Source organism: Fictibacillus enclensis, assembly GCF_001457035.1.
Lineage (GTDB): Bacteria > Bacillota > Bacilli > Bacillales > Fictibacillaceae > Fictibacillus_C > Fictibacillus_C enclensis.
The window spans coordinates 56,212-75,824 of the sequence record NZ_KQ758622.1 but is presented as its reverse complement, the minus strand read 5'-3'; the positions used below and the strand labels follow the sequence as shown (position 1 = coordinate 75,824).

The window sequence follows — 19,613 nt, the reverse complement described above, 5'->3', positions numbered from 1 at the left end:
CGAACGCAAGGTGGACAGCCCTGTCTGCCTTCCAATTGAAAATCAGGGCAGCTTAGGAGTGTTTTTTATTTATGAACAAAAAAGATATTGCTCAGATTCGGAAACAATTTAAAAAAGATAATCATTCTCTCAAGATCTCCAACATTTTTAATGTTTATATTATGAAGGAAACAAGTGAAATTTATCATCATCAGAATCAGCCGTTTGAAATGCTGGATCCGGACCAGCAAGAGCTGTTTTTAATTAACTTCAAGAAATTACTCGGCGGCAACCTTGATGAGAAGCTCTTTGAACTAAAATTTCAGCGGAATGCCGAAAACGGCAGTCAGCTCATCTTGCATCAAGGCTTGCTCAGCAGTGAGGTGGAAGACTGGAAAGAGCGCATGCTGCAAATCGTAGGCAAAATGCTGTTAAACCGGCAATATGAGAAAGATATTGTTATTACGTTTATTCGCGGAGAATACTTCAAGCCAAGCAAACGCCGTGGGGCTGATGCGGAGGAGAGTGCAAACGATACAGTTTACTCCCATCCCTTTATTCTTTGCAGTATCAATAACACTCAGGAACCAAAAAAAGAACTGCTTTTTGACTATGTAGAAAAAGAGTTCAAGTACAACTTCGTGCTGGATCCCGTTATCAATCTCAACGCACCAATGGGTGGATTCCTATTCCCTTGCTTTACCGACAATGCAGCAGATGTGAACCATATTCTGTATTCGTCAGGGAAAGTACATGAACCAGATTATTCTTTCATAGAGGACGTATTAAACGGGGAAGAAACGATGACGGCAAAGGATGACAAAGCCGTTTTTGAAGAAATCATCAAACATGTAACCAGTGATCAATTGAATACCTCCACCCTCTCCAATGTGTACGAGGAAATTCACCGGATGATTGAAGAAAATGAAGAAGAAGAACAGCCAAAATTGGACACGAAGGATGTGGAGCGGGTTCTCACAATGAGCGGCCTGGAAGACGTTAGCTCGGAAAAAGTAGAATCAGCCTTTAAAAACATAATTGATGATCAAAACTATGAAATTAAAGCAAGCAACGTTGTTCCGAAGTATAATTCAAAATCCATTAAAATTAATACAAAAGTCGCCAACATTTCAATTAGCCCGCAGGATCTAAGGTACGTCAAACAAGTCGAGCTCAGCGGCAAACGTTATCTCATGATTGAAGTAGAAGAGGATACCGTCGTCGAAGGCTTTACAATGATTCCAGAGGCTTTTGCTGAAAAAGTGGAAGATTAACAGAAAAAAGCTTCTCCTTCTTCATTGGGAGAAGCTTTTTTGATAGATACTTATACCTTTTGATCAATCGGCAGCGGGGCACGTGGAGAAACAAGATTTTGGTCCCTTAACTCGTCCCAAAAGTCAGAAGGAATGTCTTCCTTGGATGCCGCTACATCCTCCTTGATATGTTCCGGTCGGGTAGAGCCGGGAATAACAGCGGCTACTGCAGGATGTGCCATTGAAAATTGCAGGGCAGCCGCTTTTACGCTTACCCCATGCTTTTCGGCGATCTGTTTGATTCGGTTGGCTTTTGAAGCGATTTCTTCAGGAATATCTCCATAATCGAAATGACTTCCTCCAACCAATACGCCTGAGTTAAACGGTGCTCCAACAACAATTTTCATATCTTTCTCGAGAGCCCGTGGCATGAGCTTAAGCAATGCATGATCATGGTTTAAGAGCGTATAATGAGTCGCTAGCAGGCTGATATCCGGATGAGCTTCTTCCAGCTCCATGGCCAGTTCGATCGGTTCCGTCCGGTTGACTCCCAGCCCCCACTTCTTAATGACTCCTTCTTTACGAAGCCGGGACAGTACACGAAATGCCCCTTTTCGCGCAATATCAAACTGTGTGACCCAATCATCACCGTGATAGTCGGGTGAAACATCATGCACATACACAAAGTCCAGGCGATCCGTCTTTAATCGTTCAAGACTTTGCTCGACCGATCTCTTAATGGCATCTTCACTGTAATCGGTCGTCACTTTATTTTTACGGCCATATTGAAACATGCCCTCTTTTTCCTCTGTTTCATCTTCAATCACCCTGCCCACCTTCGTTGACAGGAAATAGTCATCACGATTATGTTGGGATAAAAACTCTCCCACGCGCAATTCTGCTAATCCGGCTCCATATAACGGGGCGGTATCAAAATAACGGATTCCCAAGTCCCATGCCGTTTCCAGCGTTTGTCTCGCTTCGTCCTCCGGAACGTCCCGGAACATATTTCCAAGCGGAGCCGTACCAATTCCAAGTTTCCCCTTGATTAAGCTCATCAATATTTCCTCCTATCCAACGATTCATCTTTTTTTCAGCACTGTTATCTCATTTCCTTTTCTTTCTGCACTTAAAACACAAAAAGCCGCCCAATTAAGTGGCAGCTTTCATTCATTATTTTATTGTGATTTTAACGAACGGTAACAGAATCAAATTCATAGTATTTGGAGACTGAATTAACGGTCGTTTCCTTCGCTATTTTGATGGCTTCTTCAGCGCTCAATTGATAGTATTCTGGACGAAATAATTCGATCGATGCTGCACCCTCATATCCAATTTCCTTTAAGGTGGATAAAATGCCATCGAGATCAATGGCACCTAATCCAGGCCATACACGATCCTCATCGGTTAAAATTCCGATCGGGAAATCTTCTGTATCATCCATGTGCAGGATGAAGATTTTTGATCCGTCTGCCTTTTTCAAATCCTCCATTGAGGATCCCATGGCATGGAAGTGGAAACAGTCAAAAACCAATCCGACATTCTCACGATTAACGGCTTTAACAATATCATATGCCTGTCCAAACGTATTGACCGTACATTGCGGATGTCCCACGAACTCAACTGCAATTTTAATACCATACGGCTCCGCAATATCAGACAGCTCTTTGAGTACTTCTACACAGCTGTTTTTAATATCTTCCTTTAGAATCTTTTGTTCAGTTACGAGCGGAACAGCGACCACATACTGGATGCCCAGCTTCTTGCCGGTTTCCATCATCTGTTTGAACTCGTCAATAATTTCTTTATAGCCAGCTTCATCGCGGTTATTGAAAAATACGAGCGCATTGAATGCGAGCGGTTTAATATGATGGTTTTGAAAATACTCCACGAGCTCATCCAAAGAATGGTCTTTCAAATACTCGGGTAACTTATCCATCGTACGAATTTCAATGTAGTCGTACCCATGTTTGTCGCAGAATTCCAGATCCTTTGCTAGATTCGAATTTTCAAGCGTTGTCGCCTGGTTAAAACATAATTGCATGGAAATCATCTCCGTTCTATTTCTATTAATCTATTAATTGTTTTGAAGAATGTGTTCGCTGTAAAACGCTGGCCGTTCTTGAAGGCTGATCGGTTCCTTCTCTCCGGTTTGCTGCGCTTTCACACACGCATCAGAGGTGACTGCGGCTATGTAACCATCCCATGATGTTGGTCCCTCGGGTTCACCAGACTTCGCGATAGAATCGATAAAGTCCTGGATCTCCACATTGTAGGCATCCATAAAGCGGTATTTCCAATCATTTAAAATGTTGGTGCTTAGCTGTTCACTTTTTCTCATCACGACACTTGGGAACTCCGGCAGTTTTGCGATTCCATCTTCACCAACAACTTCACACTGAATGTCGTAGCCATATTTACAATTCACGAACACTTCCACATTCATAACGATTCCGCCAATCGTTTCGATGGTAAATAATTGCGGATCCTGCAGCTTGCCATGTGCATTTTTGGTTTTTCGCGGAAAAGTAACCTGAACCGTTTTGTAATCATCATTAACCAACCAGTGAAGTACATCGATTTCGTGAATTAATGTATCCTGTACAGCTGTTTCCGTTACGTAATTTTCACCAACTGTCGGGTTGCGGTGTGCAGCATGAATCATTAAAGGCTCACCGATTTCATTGTTTGCGATCACTTGCTTCAATTGAGCATATCCCGTATCATAGCGGCGCATGAAACCGACTTGAACGAGTTTCTTTCCTTGCTTCATTTCTGCTTCCACGATTCTCATACAGCCGGCAGCCGTTGTAGCCAAGGGCTTTTCACAAAATACATATTTTCCGGCTTCTACAGCTGCTACTACTGTTTCCTCATGTGCAGGACCCCAGCTTGTAACCAGTACCACATCGACATTCTCATCCGCAATCAATGCTTTGTCATCTGGATAGATGACAGCATCCAATTGATAAGTTTCAACGGTTTGTTTTGCAGAATCCTGGTTCACGTCAGTTACGGCCACAATTTTACCGCCGGATAATTTATTGGTAATTCTGTTGATATGTTCTCTTCCAATGGCTCCTGTTCCTACTACACCAAATCTTAAAATCATGATAGTTGTTCCTCCTCATTTGTAGTTCACCCGAACTGTTGTAAGAATAGTATGAATTTTTTACTTATTGGTTGGCAACTTTGTTTGCGACTTTTCTTTCCGCCTTTTTGTCAAAATTACGGAAAAAGCTTTCCAGCTGCTCAAGTGATTTTCCTTTTGTTTCCGGCAAAATTTTATTTACAAAAAGAATGGCGCAAATTCCTAATACCGCAAAGATGAAAAAGGTGGATGATAACCCGACAGCGTCCATCAAAATCGGGAATGAAAGCCCCACCAGGAAATTTGTAATCCACAAGCAGAACACGGTTACTCCCATTCCAAGACCCCGCAAACGTAATGGGAATATTTCGGACAGCATCAGCCAGGTTACCGGTGAAATTGCTCCTTGTTGAAAGCACAAAAACGTAACAGTCAATGTAAGTACGACGAATGGAAGTGCTGCGGACCCTCCAAGGATCGAAGAAAATAATCCAATCAAAGCAAGTGCTGTCGTTGTTCCTGCCAATCCGATAATCAGCATCGGTCGACGGCCTATTTTTCCAAGCAGCCAGATCCCTACAAACGTAGCGATAACGGAAATGGCACCGTTTGCAATATTTCCAATCAAGGCAGCATTGGTTGAAAATCCTGATTTTTGAAGAATTTGAGTCCCATAGTACATGATGGAGTTCACACCTGTAATTTGCTGTACGATTGCAATTCCAATTCCAATCAATACAATACGGCGGACCCATGGCACATTCAGATCACTGTAGGTTGCCTGTTTTATCTCAGATTCCTGGGCAATATTATCCTGAATTTCTTTTAGTTCTGTATCAGCATTACCTGCATCGCGTATTTCTTTGAGGGTGCGCAGGGCATCCCCTATTTTTCCCTTGGATGCCAGCCAGCGCGGACTCTCTGGGACAGACATCATTCCAAACCATAATACCACAGCCGGAAGTGAAGCAATAACGAGCATATAGCGCCATACATGTGCGGCTTCCTCACCAATGGTACTGCCAAGCGCAGCATTAAAGACAAAGGCTAAGAGTTGTCCTGAGACAATCATTAATTCATTTTGGGTTACGATTTTCCCCCGCTGTTCTGCCGGCGCGATTTCAGCAAGAAAACTTGGCACCATTACAGATGCAGCACCTACGGCAAGACCGAGTAGAAAACGAGAGGCTATCATCACGCCAGCAGATGGCGAAATCGCACAGCCGACTGTTGCCAGGAAAAACAGCAAAGCCAGGTTAAGAATCATTTTCCGGCGGCCAAAACGGTCTGACAAACGACCTCCAAATACAGATCCAAATGCTGCCCCAAACAGAAGGGAACTCGTTACGAGACCTTCAGCTGCCGGAGTCAGATTCAACTGATCGGATTTGGCCATGAAAGGCAGCGCTCCGTTGATAACACCTGTGTCATATCCAAAGAGCAGTCCCCCAAATGTGGATATAACCGTAATCTTCTTTAAAGCCTTCTTGTAATCACGTGGTTTTTCAATCGCCTGATTACTCATGCTCTTCCCTCCCCAGGATCCGATTTTTTAATGCTTTACCAATGAACCATTCTCTAATGGAAGTAATTTTTCATCAATATACTTACGGGCTTTTAACGCGTATTCCAATGGGTGTGCAATGGAAGGATCCTGCTCTGCTTCAATAACGATCCATCCTGAATACTGGGTTTCCAATAGCTTGTTATATACTTTTGTAAAATCAATGCACCCGTCGCCAGGTACCGTGAACATCCCTGCCAAAAACGATTGTAAGAAGGATCGTCCATCTTTGTCGCATTGATCTTTGACTGCTTGGCGTACATCTTTAAAATGAACATGTTTGATGCGGTCTATATGTTTATTCAACAGTGTCATGTAATCACCATCAGAAACATAAATGTGACCGCTGTCATAAAGCAAATGCACAGCGTTTGAATCCGTGTTCTCCATTAACCTGTCCACTTCTTCAAGAGTTTGGACCCCAGTTCCCATATGATGGTGATACACCAATTTCAAATCATATTCTGCTGCAATTTTCCCCAGCTCATTAAGTCCCTGACATAACTGATCCCATTCTTCATCCGTAAAGCTCGGTTTCTCAGTGAAAACATTTTTTCCCGTACCCTGGATGCTGTATGTTTGCTCGGATACAACGGCAACAGCTGCATGAACTTCCTTTAAATACTCACAATGTTTATGGAAAGCGTGTGTTGCTGCTTCCACTCCATCCTGAATGATATAACTGCTGAACCACTGCCCGGCGATTCTTAGATTACGAAGCTGAAGTTCCTTGTTCAATACGTGAGCTTCCGGGAAAAAACCGCCAACTTCAGTTCCCTCAAAATCCGCTACGACAATATCGCTAAGCAAATGGGACAATGTGTTTTCTGCACCGATCTCAGGAATGTCATCATTCCGCCAGCCAATAGGAGCGATTCCCCAAGATATCCTTTGATTCCCCATAACCATGCCTTCTTTCTTTTTAGAATCCGCTTTCATTTAGCTTTAATAAGGTAATTTCAAGCTCTCTCCTTTTCATCTGTTCCATAGAAGTTTATCAACAGTTGTCTCTTTTTTGGTTAACTTTTGGATACGTTGGATTAATCATAATATTAAAAGCGCTTACAGTCAATCTATTTTTCAGAAAATATAACCTTTTTACCATTAGCAGCTGACAGGATCTATACCTATATAAACGGTTTACCCCATGTACCTCGGCCACTGTTCAGCTTAGAATCAACTATATACAAGTAAAAGGGCGTGATTTGCGGAGAAAGCAAAAACAAAAATCCATGAAAATTAAAGATAGTAAGAGAAACTCAAAGAAAAAGATTGATGCAAAAGGCTTACATTCCCGTTGTTGCCGTTTTCATACACTTTGTCAAAAGTTACCCAACAAATTATAATCAATTCATAATCAACCGAATGGAGGAAGCGAATATGAAACAATTTGCTAAAGTGATTTCGACTTTCAGAGCAGACTTGGCAGAATCCATGAAAAAATATGGCGCTGCACGAATCAAGATGTACACCCACCTGTAAAATAACCTATAACTCTAAATTGAAGAAAAAAACCGCCAACCAGAGTCTCTTGAATAAGAGCAGGTTGGTGGTTTATTTATGATGTGATGAAATACGAGGATGGTTCTGGAGAAAGTTTGGGGAATGAATGGTTAATAGCCAACACTCATTAAATAATCATAGCTTTGCTTTACATCACGCAAACTGGAATCCGCATTCCTGGGATCACGTTCTTGTTCAATCGTAATATATCCCTGGTAATCCATTTCTTTTAAAACACGATGAATGGAAGAGTAATCGATAACTCCCTGTCCAATCGGACACATAACACCTTTGGCACAAGCATCAAAAAATCGAATCTTTTCCTTCATCACCTGATGATAGATAGTGAGGTTAATATCTTTAAAGTGGATATAATCCAAACGGTCAGCGTACTCCTTAAGCCATTGAAGTGGATCCATTTTTGAATAATACAGATGGCCGGTATCGAGGCAAAGACCTGCGGTTTCGTGAGGAATATCTTCGGCAAGCTGTCGGATTTCATCTTCGAACTCGATGTAGCCCCCTGCATGCGGATGGATCACGGATCGCACTCCATATTGATTCCACGCCCGTTCTGCCAGCTCCCGTATATGGCCCATTGTTTTCTTCCAATCCTCTGCAGACAGCCTTGGTGCCCGATCAAGATGGCCTGCATTATAATCCCTTTCATCATGACCCCAATCAATAATGACTAAATACGGGGCAGAAAACCTTTGGCCCTCTTCCTTTGGAGCCGGAGGAAGTTTGGTGATTAATGAACAAATGTCATCGGTTTGCTTCAACAAATTCACCAGATTGCTTTCAGATACCAAATCATCAAAAATGGTTCCGGCAATAATGTTCAAATCCTGCTTTTCCAGTTCTGCCTGCACGCGATCAGCATCCATAGGCATATATCCATAAGGTCCCAGCTCAATCCCTTTATAACCAGCTTGTGATGCCTCTTGCAGCACCCGCTCCCATGGTGGCAGGTAAGGATTCCTCGGATCATCAACGCCCCAGCAGCAAGGAGCTCCTGAAATTTTTATACTCAATTCGATCCCTCCTTCCAAAACGCCGATTCTATGCTTTCATTTTAAAGTTTTCCTCGATTTGTTCCAATGACAGCCCTCTTGTCTCTGGCAGGTTCTTTGCCACAAATATGATTCCAAGGAATCCGAATAAGGCAAACAGGAAGAACGTTCCGGCAAGTCCGATGCCGCTTAATAAAGTAGGAAAGAAAAGACCTACGATAAAATTGCAAAGCCATAGAAACAGCACGGCAATTCCCATGCCCATACCACGCATGCGCACTGGGAAAATTTCAGCCATAAGGAGCCAGCTTAATGGGCCGATTGCGCCTTGAAAGAAGGCTAAATATAATACGGTGAGAGATAATACGAGATAGGGCAATATGGATGAACCTGCTGCAGCGAATGCAGATATCCCAATGGCAATAAGAACAACAGTCACGCCCGCCAAACCGGAAAGCAGCATCTTCCTTCTGTTTATTTTGCCGATCAGATACATACCCGCAATACAAGCAATGACAGCGATTAACCCATTGGCTACGTTGGCGATTAAGGCTGTTTTTGTTCCAAAACCAGAGCTCTCAAGAATTTGTGTTCCATAATACATAATGGAGTTAATGCCAACCAGCTGAGAAACTCCGCCAATGATGGCTCCCAGTAAAACTATGCGTTTGACCCAGGGTACCTTTAGATCCTTAAGTGTGATCTTGTCTATCCTTTGTTCAGCCTGCATATTGGCCTTGATCTCTTTAAACTCTTCTTGTGCTGTTTTGTCATCACGAATCGTCTGAAGCACCTTTAGCGCATCAGCTATTCTCCCTTTAGATGCAAGCCACCGGGGACTTTCCGGCAGAACCGCTACTCCGAACCATAATGCGATGGCCGGCAATGTGGCAACGACGAGCATATACCGCCAGACATGCCCTGTATCATCAAAGACATTTCCAATTACCGCATTGCACACATAAGCCAGAAACTGCCCAGTAACAATCATTAATTCATTTCGGGTAACCATCATGCCCCGCCGGTCGGAAGGAGACATCTCAGCAAGATAGGAAGGTACGATTACAGAAGCACCTCCAACAGCGAGACCCAGCAAAAAGCGAAAGACAACCATGATGGCGGCATTGGGTGCAATCACACAGCCAATCGTTGAAAACAGAAACAAGATGGCGAGATACAGGATCACCTTTCTGCGCCCTTGTTTATCTGCAACCGGCCACCCAGTAATGAACCAAATGCAGCGCCGAGGATCAATGAGCTTGCGACCAATCCCTCCGTAAACGCGTTAAGATTCAGTTGGTCATGCTTACTCATAAAAGGAAGCGCCCCATTAATTACACCTGTATCGTATCCAAATAAGAGTCCGCCGAATGTGGATACCGTCGTAATTAATTTTAGGTACTTCTTTGGGTTTCTTTTCTTGGTATGTTCTAGCTGAACCGCCTGTTCTGAAACGTTAATGTTTTGCATATCAGATTCCCCTTTGCTACCTTTTTTTAAAAATCGCTTCTACCAGATTCCTGAATAAACGAAGGCTGGAATCATAGATTTGCAACGCCTTTAATAAAACGTTTTAATTCCATATCAAAATATTTCTTATTTAGAGCTAACCTGGTGAGTTTAAATGGAATATGCAATTTTCCTGTTGGGAATCATGTACAATTTTTTTATGCCTGCACTAGTTTTTTGGTTTCAAACTCTACCCAAACCCCGCCATTGTCTGCAGAACGCACACAATTTTCGATCCAGCGGATCCCCTGTATTCCGGCATCAATATCGGGATATACCAGACTTTTTAAGGTATCCTCATCTCCGCGATTTTTGGCGTCAATGGCAACGGCAAACTTCAGATAGATATTTGCCCATGCTTCAGAAAGTCCTTCCTGATGCAGTGCCCCTAAACGCTCATCCGCATTACATGTTTCATCCATGTATGGCATGGCCCGGATTAATGTTTGTGCAGGTTCACCCTGAACTTCATATTTAAGTTGGTTAGGTTTGCTGTCCCACCATTCCAGACTTGCTTTGGTACCTACAATGCGGATTCTTTGGCCGTCCATGCAGCCTGCATTGATGGAAGATGTCCAGAGTCTTCCGACCGCTCCGTTTTCATAATGCATCATTACGAACGCATTATCTTCCAGCGGTGCGCGTGTTCCAACAAAGCTTTGCCGGTCACATAATAGTTTTTTAATTTTCATCTCTGGCATAATCAGCTCGGACATATAATAGGTATGGGTTGAAAGGTCTCCCAGAACAAAGCTTGGCCCGGCAACTTTGGGATCCACACGCCACTTTTGTGCAGCACTGGTTTTTTCACCCTGATCGGTTGCATTAAAACCGTGGGTGTACTGCAGATCAACCACACGGATCTCGCCAATTTTTCCTTGCTCAATCATGGCCCTCATTTGCAGCACCATCTGATTTCCGGAATAGCCATAGGTGACTCCTACAATTTTTCCTTGTTTTTCTGCCAACTCTTTAACTTCTTCACCTTCTTCTACGGTAAAAAAAAGTGGTTTTTCGCAAATCACATGCAGTCCGGCATTTAAAGCCGCTTTAGTAATTTCATAATGCGTTCCGTTTGGAGTGGCAATGGTTACAACTTCAATCCCATCCTCCCTTTTTGCTTCTTCCGTAAACATGGTTCGATAATCCGGATAACAGCGGTTTTCATCCACCCCAATGTTTACACCGAATTCCTTCCCTCGTTCAGCATCGATATCAAATGCTCCGGCAATCAATTGAAAAGCTGTATTATCTCTTAGGGCGCCCGTACGGTGTTTATAGCCTACCTGGCTTGTTCTTCCGCCACCGATCATGGCCCAGCGCAATGGCCTGGCAATCTTCTTCTCTCCATTTAACATTGTAAAAAACTCCTCTCAATGATTGTTTTTATCCTCAAAAGCTAAGCGTTTGCAGTAATGCACTTATGGATGTTTTTATCCCTGCTTCAACGGACATCGTCAAATCTTCCATTTCGAGGGAAACTTCCTCGTTATATCCCATCATCCTTACAACCGAAAAGAATTCTTTCCACCATTGCAAATCCTGGCCGCAGCCGACAGCCACATAATTCCAGGCTCTGTTGGCCACATCGGTAACTTCCTTTGTTTCCAGCACGCCATTTATCGCTGAAAGATGCCTTTCCAGCCGAAGATCCTTGCCATGAACATGATGAATGGCTGCTCCAAGCTCTCTGGCTGCAAGAATCGGATCAGCACCCATCCAGATCAAATGGCTTGGATCCAAATTCAAACCCACCATCGGTCCAACGGCATTTCGTAACCTGAATAACGTCTCCGGGTTATACACCAATTGAGAACTGAAATTTTCAAGGGCGATTTTCTCCACACCGCATGCTTCGGCTTTTTCCACCAGCCCTCTCCAATACGGAATGGCGACCTCATTCCATTGATAATCCAGAATATCTTTTAATACAGGCGGCCAGCTTACGGTATAGGTAATCCAGTTTGGAATCTTATCCTCAGGGCTACCAGCTGGAAGGCCGCTCATCATAATAACCTTCTTAACACCAAGCAGCCCCGCTAATTCCATTGTTTTTTCCGTGATTTCCCGATGTTCCTTGCCAAGTTCACCCGGATCTAATGGGTTTCCGGAACAATTTAATGCACAAAGCGTGATGTTCCGCTTTTCTAACTCACTCAGGAACTCACTTCTTTTCACATCGCTTTCCAGCAATTCATCCAGACGCAAATGGGGAGCCGGTGACCATCCTCCCGTTGTCATCTCGATGGTATCAACTTTCAGTTCAGCCAATGTATCCAGCATCTCTTCAAAAGGCAAATGGCCCAGGCTATCTGTTACAAAAGATAATTTCAAATTCTGTCTGCTCCTTTCCTGGAAGACGTATTCTTGTACATTTTGAAGACATCGTCCAAAATCTACGTTTTTAAGAATCCGCTTTCATAAGCTTTTTTTGGAAGCCATGAAATCTTTATGTCTCCCTCGTCTATGTGATGATTATCATTATATAAAACGCTTTCATAACCGTATTTAAATTATCAAGACATGGTTTTATACTATAAGGACATCTTTTATTTACGTAACAAAAAAACACCCCCACGAGCTTGGGGATGAATCAGCCTTCCGAAAATGTAGTTGTATATTTATCAAAATACAATGAGCGGAATTTTCCCGGCGATGTTTGCATCATTTCGCTAAATACTCGGGTAAAATAGTGAACATTCATAAAACCTGTTTCCTCAGAAATTTCTTTTATGGATAACTTTGATCTTTTCAGCAGGACCATGGCTTTCTTGATCCGCTCATCTTGAACATATTTAGAGAAACTCACGCCTAACTCCGCAACAAAAATCCGCGATAAATGTCTGCCCGAAATGTGCAAATGCTTTGCTACTTCCGTAAGCCTCAAGGAATTGGACAGATTGTCATGGATATATAATTGCGCTTGAGTAAGGAGTGCAGAATACTGTTCATAGTCCTGTTTAGGATGACTTTTATTCAATAATGGCACAAAGTCCTGCAGTATGGAGAGGATCAGACCATAGGCAGTATTCGAAAGCATTTCTTCAAAAAACTCATGATGGCGGTTTGTTGCACGTAAAAGTAAGGATCTCCATAACAGCGCGGTTTCCGTCTCCTCTACATCATATAAAATGATGTTGGAGGATTGCTTGGCTGTCTCCATGATCTTAATCCAGCTCTCACTCGACTCTGAATCAATCAAATCGAAGGCTACATATAATAAAGACAATCCTTTTTTACTTTTTATTTGATGTAAAACTTCAGGCCTGGACAAGAAAAGTGTGTTCTCTTGAAGAGGATAGGTGAGATCATCTTCAATATAAACTCCTTCCCCCTTAATGACATAAACGACTTCAAAAAAAGAATGTTTATGCCATTGAGTGTCATAGTGATTTGGCATGACCCCCCAGTAATGAATGTGAAAAGAGGCCCCATTTTGGTTTAAACGATGAATAAAGTAATTCAGAGAGATTTTACCAGATAAATAGTTGTTTAAGTCCATTGTAATCACTCCTTTTCAAAGTTTGTAACCCTCCACCTACGGCTGCTGTTTCAATTGTTGGACAGGTTTTTCCACATGGTTTTTGACGACCGATGTGTTATGCCCCCTGCCCCAAAAAGTAACAAGGAAAGTAGCCACCGCGCCCAAAACTCCTACAAAGTAAAATCCAGCTTGAATCCCCAGCAGTGAGTTAATAATTCCTGCAAAAAAAGGTCCTGCAAAGATTCCTATGGCATAAAGCGCCTGGTAAGCACCCATCGCGGTTGCTCGTTTTTCGGGTACAATGTTCTGGATCGACATTCCTAACAATAGCGGAAAGATTAATCCCAGGGAAAAACCGCTGAACACTTGAACCATCAGGAATAATCCTCTGGTCTGAACAAGTGGAATTAGAATTGTAAACACGGTGGTTAGAAGATAGGCGACTTTTAATGCTTTCCACTCTCCCAAAAGCGGAACAAGGACCTTTCCCATGAAAAGAGTGGCTATCGCATGCGGAATCATAAACGCCAATACGATAAACGTCAGCTCACTGGTGTGAAAGCCAATGTGCAGGGCATAGTTGGAGGTGAATCCAAACATGGTCGAAAAAATAATGCTATGGGTCAAAATAGATAAGATGGCGACTTTTAATAAGGAGGGTTCTTTTACCACCCTCGCTAATTCCTTGACCTTTAGTGGTTGCCTTTCGATGCCTGCCTTTTGTTCAAAAATAAAAAAAGAAAGAATCACACCGATGATGCTGAAACACACAGCAATCCAAAAAGGAGCTTTCCATCCCCACTCGCTCGCTATGTATCCGCTGAAACCCATCCCTAAAAACTGCGCGAGGACAACAACAAAAGAAATGCTTCCCATGGCACGATGGACTTCATGATCGGCAAAATAACGCGGATACAAGACGGTAAATGCAACCCATGTCGCAGCTGCAACCCCAGCAAGGGCACGGGCCACCAAAATCCAGCCCAAATGATCGGTTACAAGAAAAATAAGACAGCTGAGCATGCTCGCTAACATCCCGAAAATAACAAACGGTTTCCGTACCTTTTTCACATCCGAAAAAATACCTATCGGCAGCCGAAGCAGAAGCTGCGTGATCCCGTAGCTGCTCAGAATAATTCCAATGAACGTGTATTTTCCGCCAAGCGACTCCATATAGGGAGCGAAAATCGGAACGTAAAGAAATTGCGGAAACCATAATAAAAAAGAAACAACAATAAACAAAGACTTCCTGCCGCTTGATTTGTTTGTATCCACCGTACCACTTCCATTTTCCGAAAAATGTCTAAGAAAAAACCGGGCAACAACTGCCCGGTTCTATTTATGCTTTCTGGTCTGACTTAAATTCCCTGATCTTGGTCTTTACCGTTTCTTTCACGGCTTCTTTCCCCGGTGTAAGGATGGCCTTGGCATCATAGAGTTCTTTATCATTATCAAGTACCTGACGAACGGCCTTTGTCCATGCTTGGAGACATTCTGTGTTCACGTTGATTTTGGCGTGGCCCAAATCAATGGCTTTATGGATTTGATGCAATGGGATGCCTGAACCTCCATGCAGCACGAGCGGAACATTGGTCAGCTCTGAAATCTCAAGCATTACGTCATATCCCAGTTTTGGCTCTCCCTGGTAAGGGCCGTGAACAGAACCAAGTGCCGCTGCCAGCGCATCAACGCCTGTTTCCTGAACCAGCCTTAAGCATTCCTGCGGATCGGCATAGTTGATGCCGCCGATCAGTCCATCCTCGTTACCGCCCACAGTACCGACTTCCGCTTCCACGGAAACGCCATACTTGCGGGCATAATCGGTAACCTGCTTCGTCATCTCGATGTTTTCCTCGATCGGAAAATGCGAACCATCGATCATCACAGATGTGTATCCAGCATCAATAGCTTCCTTACACCGTTCCACACTTTTTCCATGGTCCAGATGCAGCGCAACCGGTACAGAGATGTTCTTTTCCTCTACGATTCTATTAATCATGGTGGCTATGGTTTTGAATCCACCCAAATAATCGACGAGTCTGTCGGACGAGGCTACGATAATAGGAGATTGTTCTTCTTCCGCCGCTTCGAGCATCGCTTCCGCCCATTGAAAGCTGTTGATGTTGAATTGTCCCACTGCGTAGTGTTCTTTTTTCGCTGTCTCCAGCATTTCTTTCATAGGAACCAATCGTGTTGTTGTAATCATCTTATTCCACCCCTTTCATCTGATTTCTTCGAAGCTATTGAAGTTAGTGGCTGCTCGCTTTCCTCGGGGCGTGCGGTGAGCCTGTGACCGGCATAAACGCCTACCTAGTCTCACCTGTCCCGCATTTCCTGCAGGACAAGGAACACTTCGGCAGCGAGACATCGCACGGAGAAAATGTGAAGTTCATTTTCGAGGAGTCTCGCATCTTACACTACAACCAACTTTTCGATGAAGAATCCGAAACTTAATTATTAATACTGCTTAGCAAGCTCCAATTTCTGCTTTCGGGCGTCAAAGGCTTTCTGGATGCTGTCTTTGTGAGAGACTTCGGCTACGCCGACATTCCACCAGCTTTCGTAGCCGTCGGTCATGGTTTTTGGCAATACTTTGATATCAATGAGTGTTGATACTTCTTGTTGCTTTGCATCTTCCAACGCAGCCTTCAGGCCATCTACTGTGTTCACACTGTATGTCTTCGCACCGTAACCCTCGGCTACTTTTGCATAATCAATGTTTAAAATCTCATTATTATGTGTTCTGAATTCAGTGTAGAAACTGTCGCTTCCGTTTTCCATTTGCAGGTTATTAATGCAACCCCATCCGGAGTTATCAAACAGGACAATGTTCACCTTTTGGTTGTATTGAATGGCGGTAATGAATTCAGAGTGCATCAACAGAAAGCTTCCGTCACCCACAAGGGAATAGACTTCCTGATTTGGAGTGGCCAGTTTAGCTCCGAGTGCTCCGGATACTTCATATCCCATGCAGGAGTAGCCGTACTCTACGTTATACGTATTTTCTACAGTCGGATTCCAAATCCGCTGTACATCTCCGGGAAGTGATCCAGCTGACGTGATGATAACACTATCCGGTGCGACCGTATCATTTACAGCCAATAATGCTGTTGTTTGAGCAAGCTCGGTATTCAGAGCATCCGCATATTCGTTGAATACGTCCTGAGTAAAGTTGTTTTTCACTTCCGGCTCGAAGTTTTCACGGGTGAAGGTGACTTCGCTCAGCCGTTTTCGCTCGGTCAGCCATTCCTCTTTCAGCTCGGCGATTTCCCTGCCAAACTGGGTCTCATAGCCTTCCAATAAAGGTACCAATTGCTCAAGGGTCAATTTTGCATCGGCTACAACCTGGAAAGCATCCAGCTTATACGCCTGCAGGCGGCTGACGTTGATGTTCAAAAACTTGCTCTTTTCAAAATCGAATGCCGTTTTTGAAGATGTGGCGAAATCGGTATATCTTGTACCGATCCCGATAATCAAATCGGATTCGCGCGCGGCTTTATTGGCCGCGAGTGTACCTGTAATTCCCATTCCGCCGAGATTATTTCTGAAGTCTGACCCCACCGTTGCCTTACCTGCTTGCGTTTCTACGAGCGGGATATTGTGTTTTTCAGAAAGCTCGACGAGAATATTTTTGGCTTGTGAATATTTCGCTCCACCGCCCACAAGAATAACAGGCTTTTTGCTGTTTTTGATCAGCTGTGCTGCTCCTTGGAGCTCACGATCCACCGGTGCCTTGCGATCCACATAGTGAACACGCTTTTCAAAGAATTTCTCGTCATAGTCATACGCTTCGCCTTCCACATCCTGAGCAATACAAATCGTTGCAGGACCGGATTTTCCAGGATCGGTCATGACTTCAAAGGCACGAAGCAGGCTGGACATTAGCTGTTCCGGCCGGGTAATACGGTCCCAATATCTTGAAACCGGCTTTAAAGCATCGTTCGTGGTCACTGCCGCACTGTATTCCTGTTCCACCTGCTGCAACACCGGATCCGGCTGACGAGTGGCGAACGTATCGGCCGGCAAAAGCAATACAGGAATATTGTTGGCAAGCGCTGTTGCGGCAGCGGTTACCAGGTTTGCAGAACCTGGGCCAACCGAGGTTGTCACCGCATAGATTTTTTGTCGAAGCATTTGTTTGCTGTAGGCCATGGCGGCAAGAGCCATTCCCTGTTCATTTTTTCCCTGAAAGACTTTCAGGTGTCCAGGATCCTGTTCAAGGGCCTGGCCGATCCCGAGCACGTTTCCATGTCCAAAAATCGCAAATACACCTTCCACGAAAGGAAATTCCTTTCCATCAATATGGATATATTGCTGGTTTAAAAATTTAATTAACGCTTGAGCGGTTGTTAATCTCACTTTCCCCATGTCCATCAAACCCCTAACGTAATTGATCTGCTGTTTCTGTTCGTTCCGCAATCAACTGTTCGATTTCAGCAACAGTTGGCATCGCTTCTGAAGAACTGTGCTTGCTCACTACAATCGCTGCCGAGGCACTGCCGTATTTTAGTGCGGTTTCAATACCCTTGCCCGAGATCAAGGCATATAAGAAGGCAGATGCATAAGAATCGCCTGCTCCAAATGTTTTCAATACTTTCGTTAAATACGCTTGCCCTCTGAAGCTTTCACCATTTTTGGTGTAGGCATAAGATCCTTCGACGCCATGCTTGATCACAACCAGTTCCGGAGAATAATTAAACAACTGTTTAATTGTGGCTTCGTTATTGCCTTCCGTCACGTTTTCCATGACATCAAATTCATCTCGTGTACCTACAACCACATCGGACTGTTGGGCTACCAGCGTATAGTAAACGGATGTTTCTTCAAGGGATTTCCATGTATAACCGCGATAGTCCAGTTCAAAAATAACCTTCACATGATTTTTTCTCGCTAATTGAACCGCTTTCAAAACGGCTTCACGAGAAGGGCTTTTCGCAAGGGCGGTCCCGGAAACCAAGAGCACTTTTGCCTTTTTAATATAGTCTTCGGATACCTCTGATGGCTCCAGGTAAAGGTCCGCTACATCATCACGATACATAAGAATGCTGCATTCTTCCGGACTCTTAATCTCTGTAAAAGCCAGCCCTGTTTTATGGCCTTCCTCATCCACCACCATGTTGGAGGTGTCAACGCCAAGACTGCGCATATATTGTTCAATAAAACGGCCATGCTGATCGTCCGCAAGCTTGCCGATAAATCCGGCCTTTAGTCCAAGCTTGGAAGATCCGATCGCAATGTTTGCCGGTGATCCCCCAACGTACTTCTTGAATGTCATCGTTTCTTCCATTGCCCGGTTGTACTCCACTGCGTTCAAATCGATGCAGGCACGGCCAATCGCAATAAGATCAAATTCCCGATCCGGATTAAATTGAATATTCATCTCTGCCACAGCTCCTCTTATTTACGGTTTAAAATCCACTCATGTGCTGGTTCGTTATGGAACTTCCACGAACGGGATGGCCCTGCCATCACATTTAAGTAATACGATTCATAACCATCGGGCACCCCAACTGGATGGTAGCCGGCCGGTACAACGACAACATCACCATTCTCTGCAGCCATCGTTTCATCAATGGAGCGATCATCGGTATAAACACGCTGGAATACAAATCCTTGTCTTGGATTCATTTCATGGTAGTAGGTCTCTTCCAAAAAGGATTCATGAGGCAAATTGTCCTGATCATGTTTATGCGGAGGATAACTCGACCAGTTTCCGCTTTCCGTATAGACTTCTACAACCAAAAGGCTGTTTGCGGATGGGTCGGAATCGGGCAGAATATTATGCACCAGACGTTTATTGCTGTATTTTCCACGATTTTCTATACTGTTGTCATCTGCCTTAATGAGCTTTGTCGGCAAGGACTGGCTGGAAGGCGAGTAGCAAAGAACGATGCGGGCCTGCGTTACAGCCATTACTTCAAATGTACGGTCATTGGATACATAGACGCTGTCGGTCGGTTTCTTTTCAAAGACACTTTCTCTCGTACCCAGATTTTCAAAAACCTGCTCGGAATCAGAAACATTTATTTTTCCTGTTAAGGCAACAATGCAGCATTCAGTGTTGCTCAAGTTTTCCTTATAGGAACGTCCTGGAGCAAGGTCTACGACTTTCACACCAACATATTCCAATTGAGAGGTTTCACTGTTGACTTCCTGAACGACAGTAACTCCTTCTGATATCTCTTTTTGCTGTGGTTTACGAAGCAATTGACTCACT

At 43.8% G+C, this 19,613-nt stretch carries 15 protein-coding genes and 1 pseudogene; 1 reads left to right on the top strand and 15 read right to left on the bottom strand.

Features of this window, described 5'->3' with window-relative positions:
• Positions 1 to 71: 71 nt before the first annotated feature.
• A complete protein-coding gene (locus AS030_RS21345; protein ID WP_061975532.1) occupies positions 72 to 1,253 on the top strand; it encodes a DUF4317 domain-containing protein in 1,182 nt (393 codons plus the stop codon).
• A gap of 50 nt (positions 1,254 to 1,303) precedes the next feature.
• Here the strand turns inward: AS030_RS21345 and AS030_RS21340 are convergent, their stop codons facing one another.
• The 15 genes and pseudogenes from AS030_RS21340 to iolB all read right to left on the bottom strand — a co-directional run bounded on the left by AS030_RS21340 (position 1,304) and on the right by iolB (position 19,612).
• A complete protein-coding gene (locus tag AS030_RS21340) occupies positions 1,304 to 2,293 on the bottom strand; it encodes an aldo/keto reductase (protein WP_141687140.1) in 990 nt (329 codons plus the stop codon).
• 128 nt (positions 2,294 to 2,421) lie between these two features.
• Positions 2,422 to 3,276, bottom strand: a complete 855-nt coding sequence (iolI, locus tag AS030_RS21335; protein WP_061975528.1) for a 2-keto-myo-inositol isomerase — start codon at positions 3,274 to 3,276, stop codon at positions 2,422 to 2,424.
• Between the two features lie 33 nt (positions 3,277 to 3,309).
• Positions 3,310 to 4,344, bottom strand: coding sequence for a bifunctional inositol 2-dehydrogenase/D-chiro-inositol 1-dehydrogenase (gene iolG, locus AS030_RS21330; RefSeq protein WP_061975526.1), 1,035 nt, complete (start codon positions 4,342 to 4,344; stop codon positions 3,310 to 3,312).
• A 64-nt stretch (positions 4,345 to 4,408) separates the two neighbouring features.
• Positions 4,409 to 5,848, bottom strand: a complete 1,440-nt coding sequence (locus AS030_RS21325) for a sugar porter family MFS transporter (RefSeq protein WP_061975523.1) — start codon at positions 5,846 to 5,848, stop codon at positions 4,409 to 4,411.
• 27 nt (positions 5,849 to 5,875) lie between these two features.
• Positions 5,876 to 6,790, bottom strand: coding sequence for a myo-inosose-2 dehydratase (iolE, locus tag AS030_RS21320; protein ID WP_061975604.1), 915 nt, complete (start codon positions 6,788 to 6,790; stop codon positions 5,876 to 5,878).
• Positions 6,791 to 7,500: 710 nt separating this feature from the next.
• Positions 7,501 to 8,424: a TIM barrel protein gene (locus tag AS030_RS21310; protein WP_061975519.1), complete on the bottom strand. Its 924-nt coding sequence runs from the start codon at positions 8,422 to 8,424 to the stop codon at positions 7,501 to 7,503.
• A gap of 28 nt (positions 8,425 to 8,452) precedes the next feature.
• Positions 8,453 to 9,873 (bottom strand): annotated as a pseudogene (locus tag AS030_RS21305) (sugar porter family MFS transporter).
• Positions 9,874 to 10,070: 197 nt separating this feature from the next.
• Complete coding sequence (locus AS030_RS21300; RefSeq protein WP_061975518.1) at positions 10,071 to 11,270, bottom strand: Gfo/Idh/MocA family protein; 1,200 nt, start codon at positions 11,268 to 11,270, stop codon at positions 10,071 to 10,073.
• Between the two features lie 34 nt (positions 11,271 to 11,304).
• Entirely contained in the window at positions 11,305 to 12,246 is a 942-nt protein-coding gene (locus AS030_RS21295) for a sugar phosphate isomerase/epimerase family protein (RefSeq protein ID WP_061975516.1), read from the bottom strand.
• Between the two features lie 259 nt (positions 12,247 to 12,505).
• Entirely contained in the window at positions 12,506 to 13,414 is a 909-nt protein-coding gene (locus tag AS030_RS21290) for an AraC family transcriptional regulator (protein WP_061975514.1), read from the bottom strand.
• 36 nt (positions 13,415 to 13,450) lie between these two features.
• On the bottom strand, positions 13,451 to 14,671 hold the full coding sequence (locus AS030_RS21285; protein WP_061975512.1) for an MFS transporter: 1,221 nt from the start codon (positions 14,669 to 14,671) through the stop codon (positions 13,451 to 13,453).
• A 64-nt stretch (positions 14,672 to 14,735) separates the two neighbouring features.
• Positions 14,736 to 15,602: a class II fructose-1,6-bisphosphate aldolase gene (gene fba / locus AS030_RS21280; protein ID WP_061975510.1), complete on the bottom strand. Its 867-nt coding sequence runs from the start codon at positions 15,600 to 15,602 to the stop codon at positions 14,736 to 14,738.
• Between the two features lie 251 nt (positions 15,603 to 15,853).
• Positions 15,854 to 17,764 carry a 3D-(3,5/4)-trihydroxycyclohexane-1,2-dione acylhydrolase (decyclizing) gene (gene iolD / locus AS030_RS21275; RefSeq protein WP_061975508.1) on the bottom strand — a complete coding sequence of 637 codons (1,911 nt, stop codon included), beginning with the start codon at positions 17,762 to 17,764 and terminating at the stop codon, positions 15,854 to 15,856.
• 13 nt (positions 17,765 to 17,777) lie between these two features.
• Positions 17,778 to 18,776: a 5-dehydro-2-deoxygluconokinase gene (gene iolC, locus AS030_RS21270; protein WP_061975506.1), complete on the bottom strand. Its 999-nt coding sequence runs from the start codon at positions 18,774 to 18,776 to the stop codon at positions 17,778 to 17,780.
• Positions 18,777 to 18,793: 17 nt separating this feature from the next.
• Positions 18,794 to 19,612: a 5-deoxy-glucuronate isomerase gene (iolB, locus tag AS030_RS21265; protein WP_061975504.1), complete on the bottom strand. Its 819-nt coding sequence runs from the start codon at positions 19,610 to 19,612 to the stop codon at positions 18,794 to 18,796.
• Position 19,613: the final 1 nt, after the last annotated feature.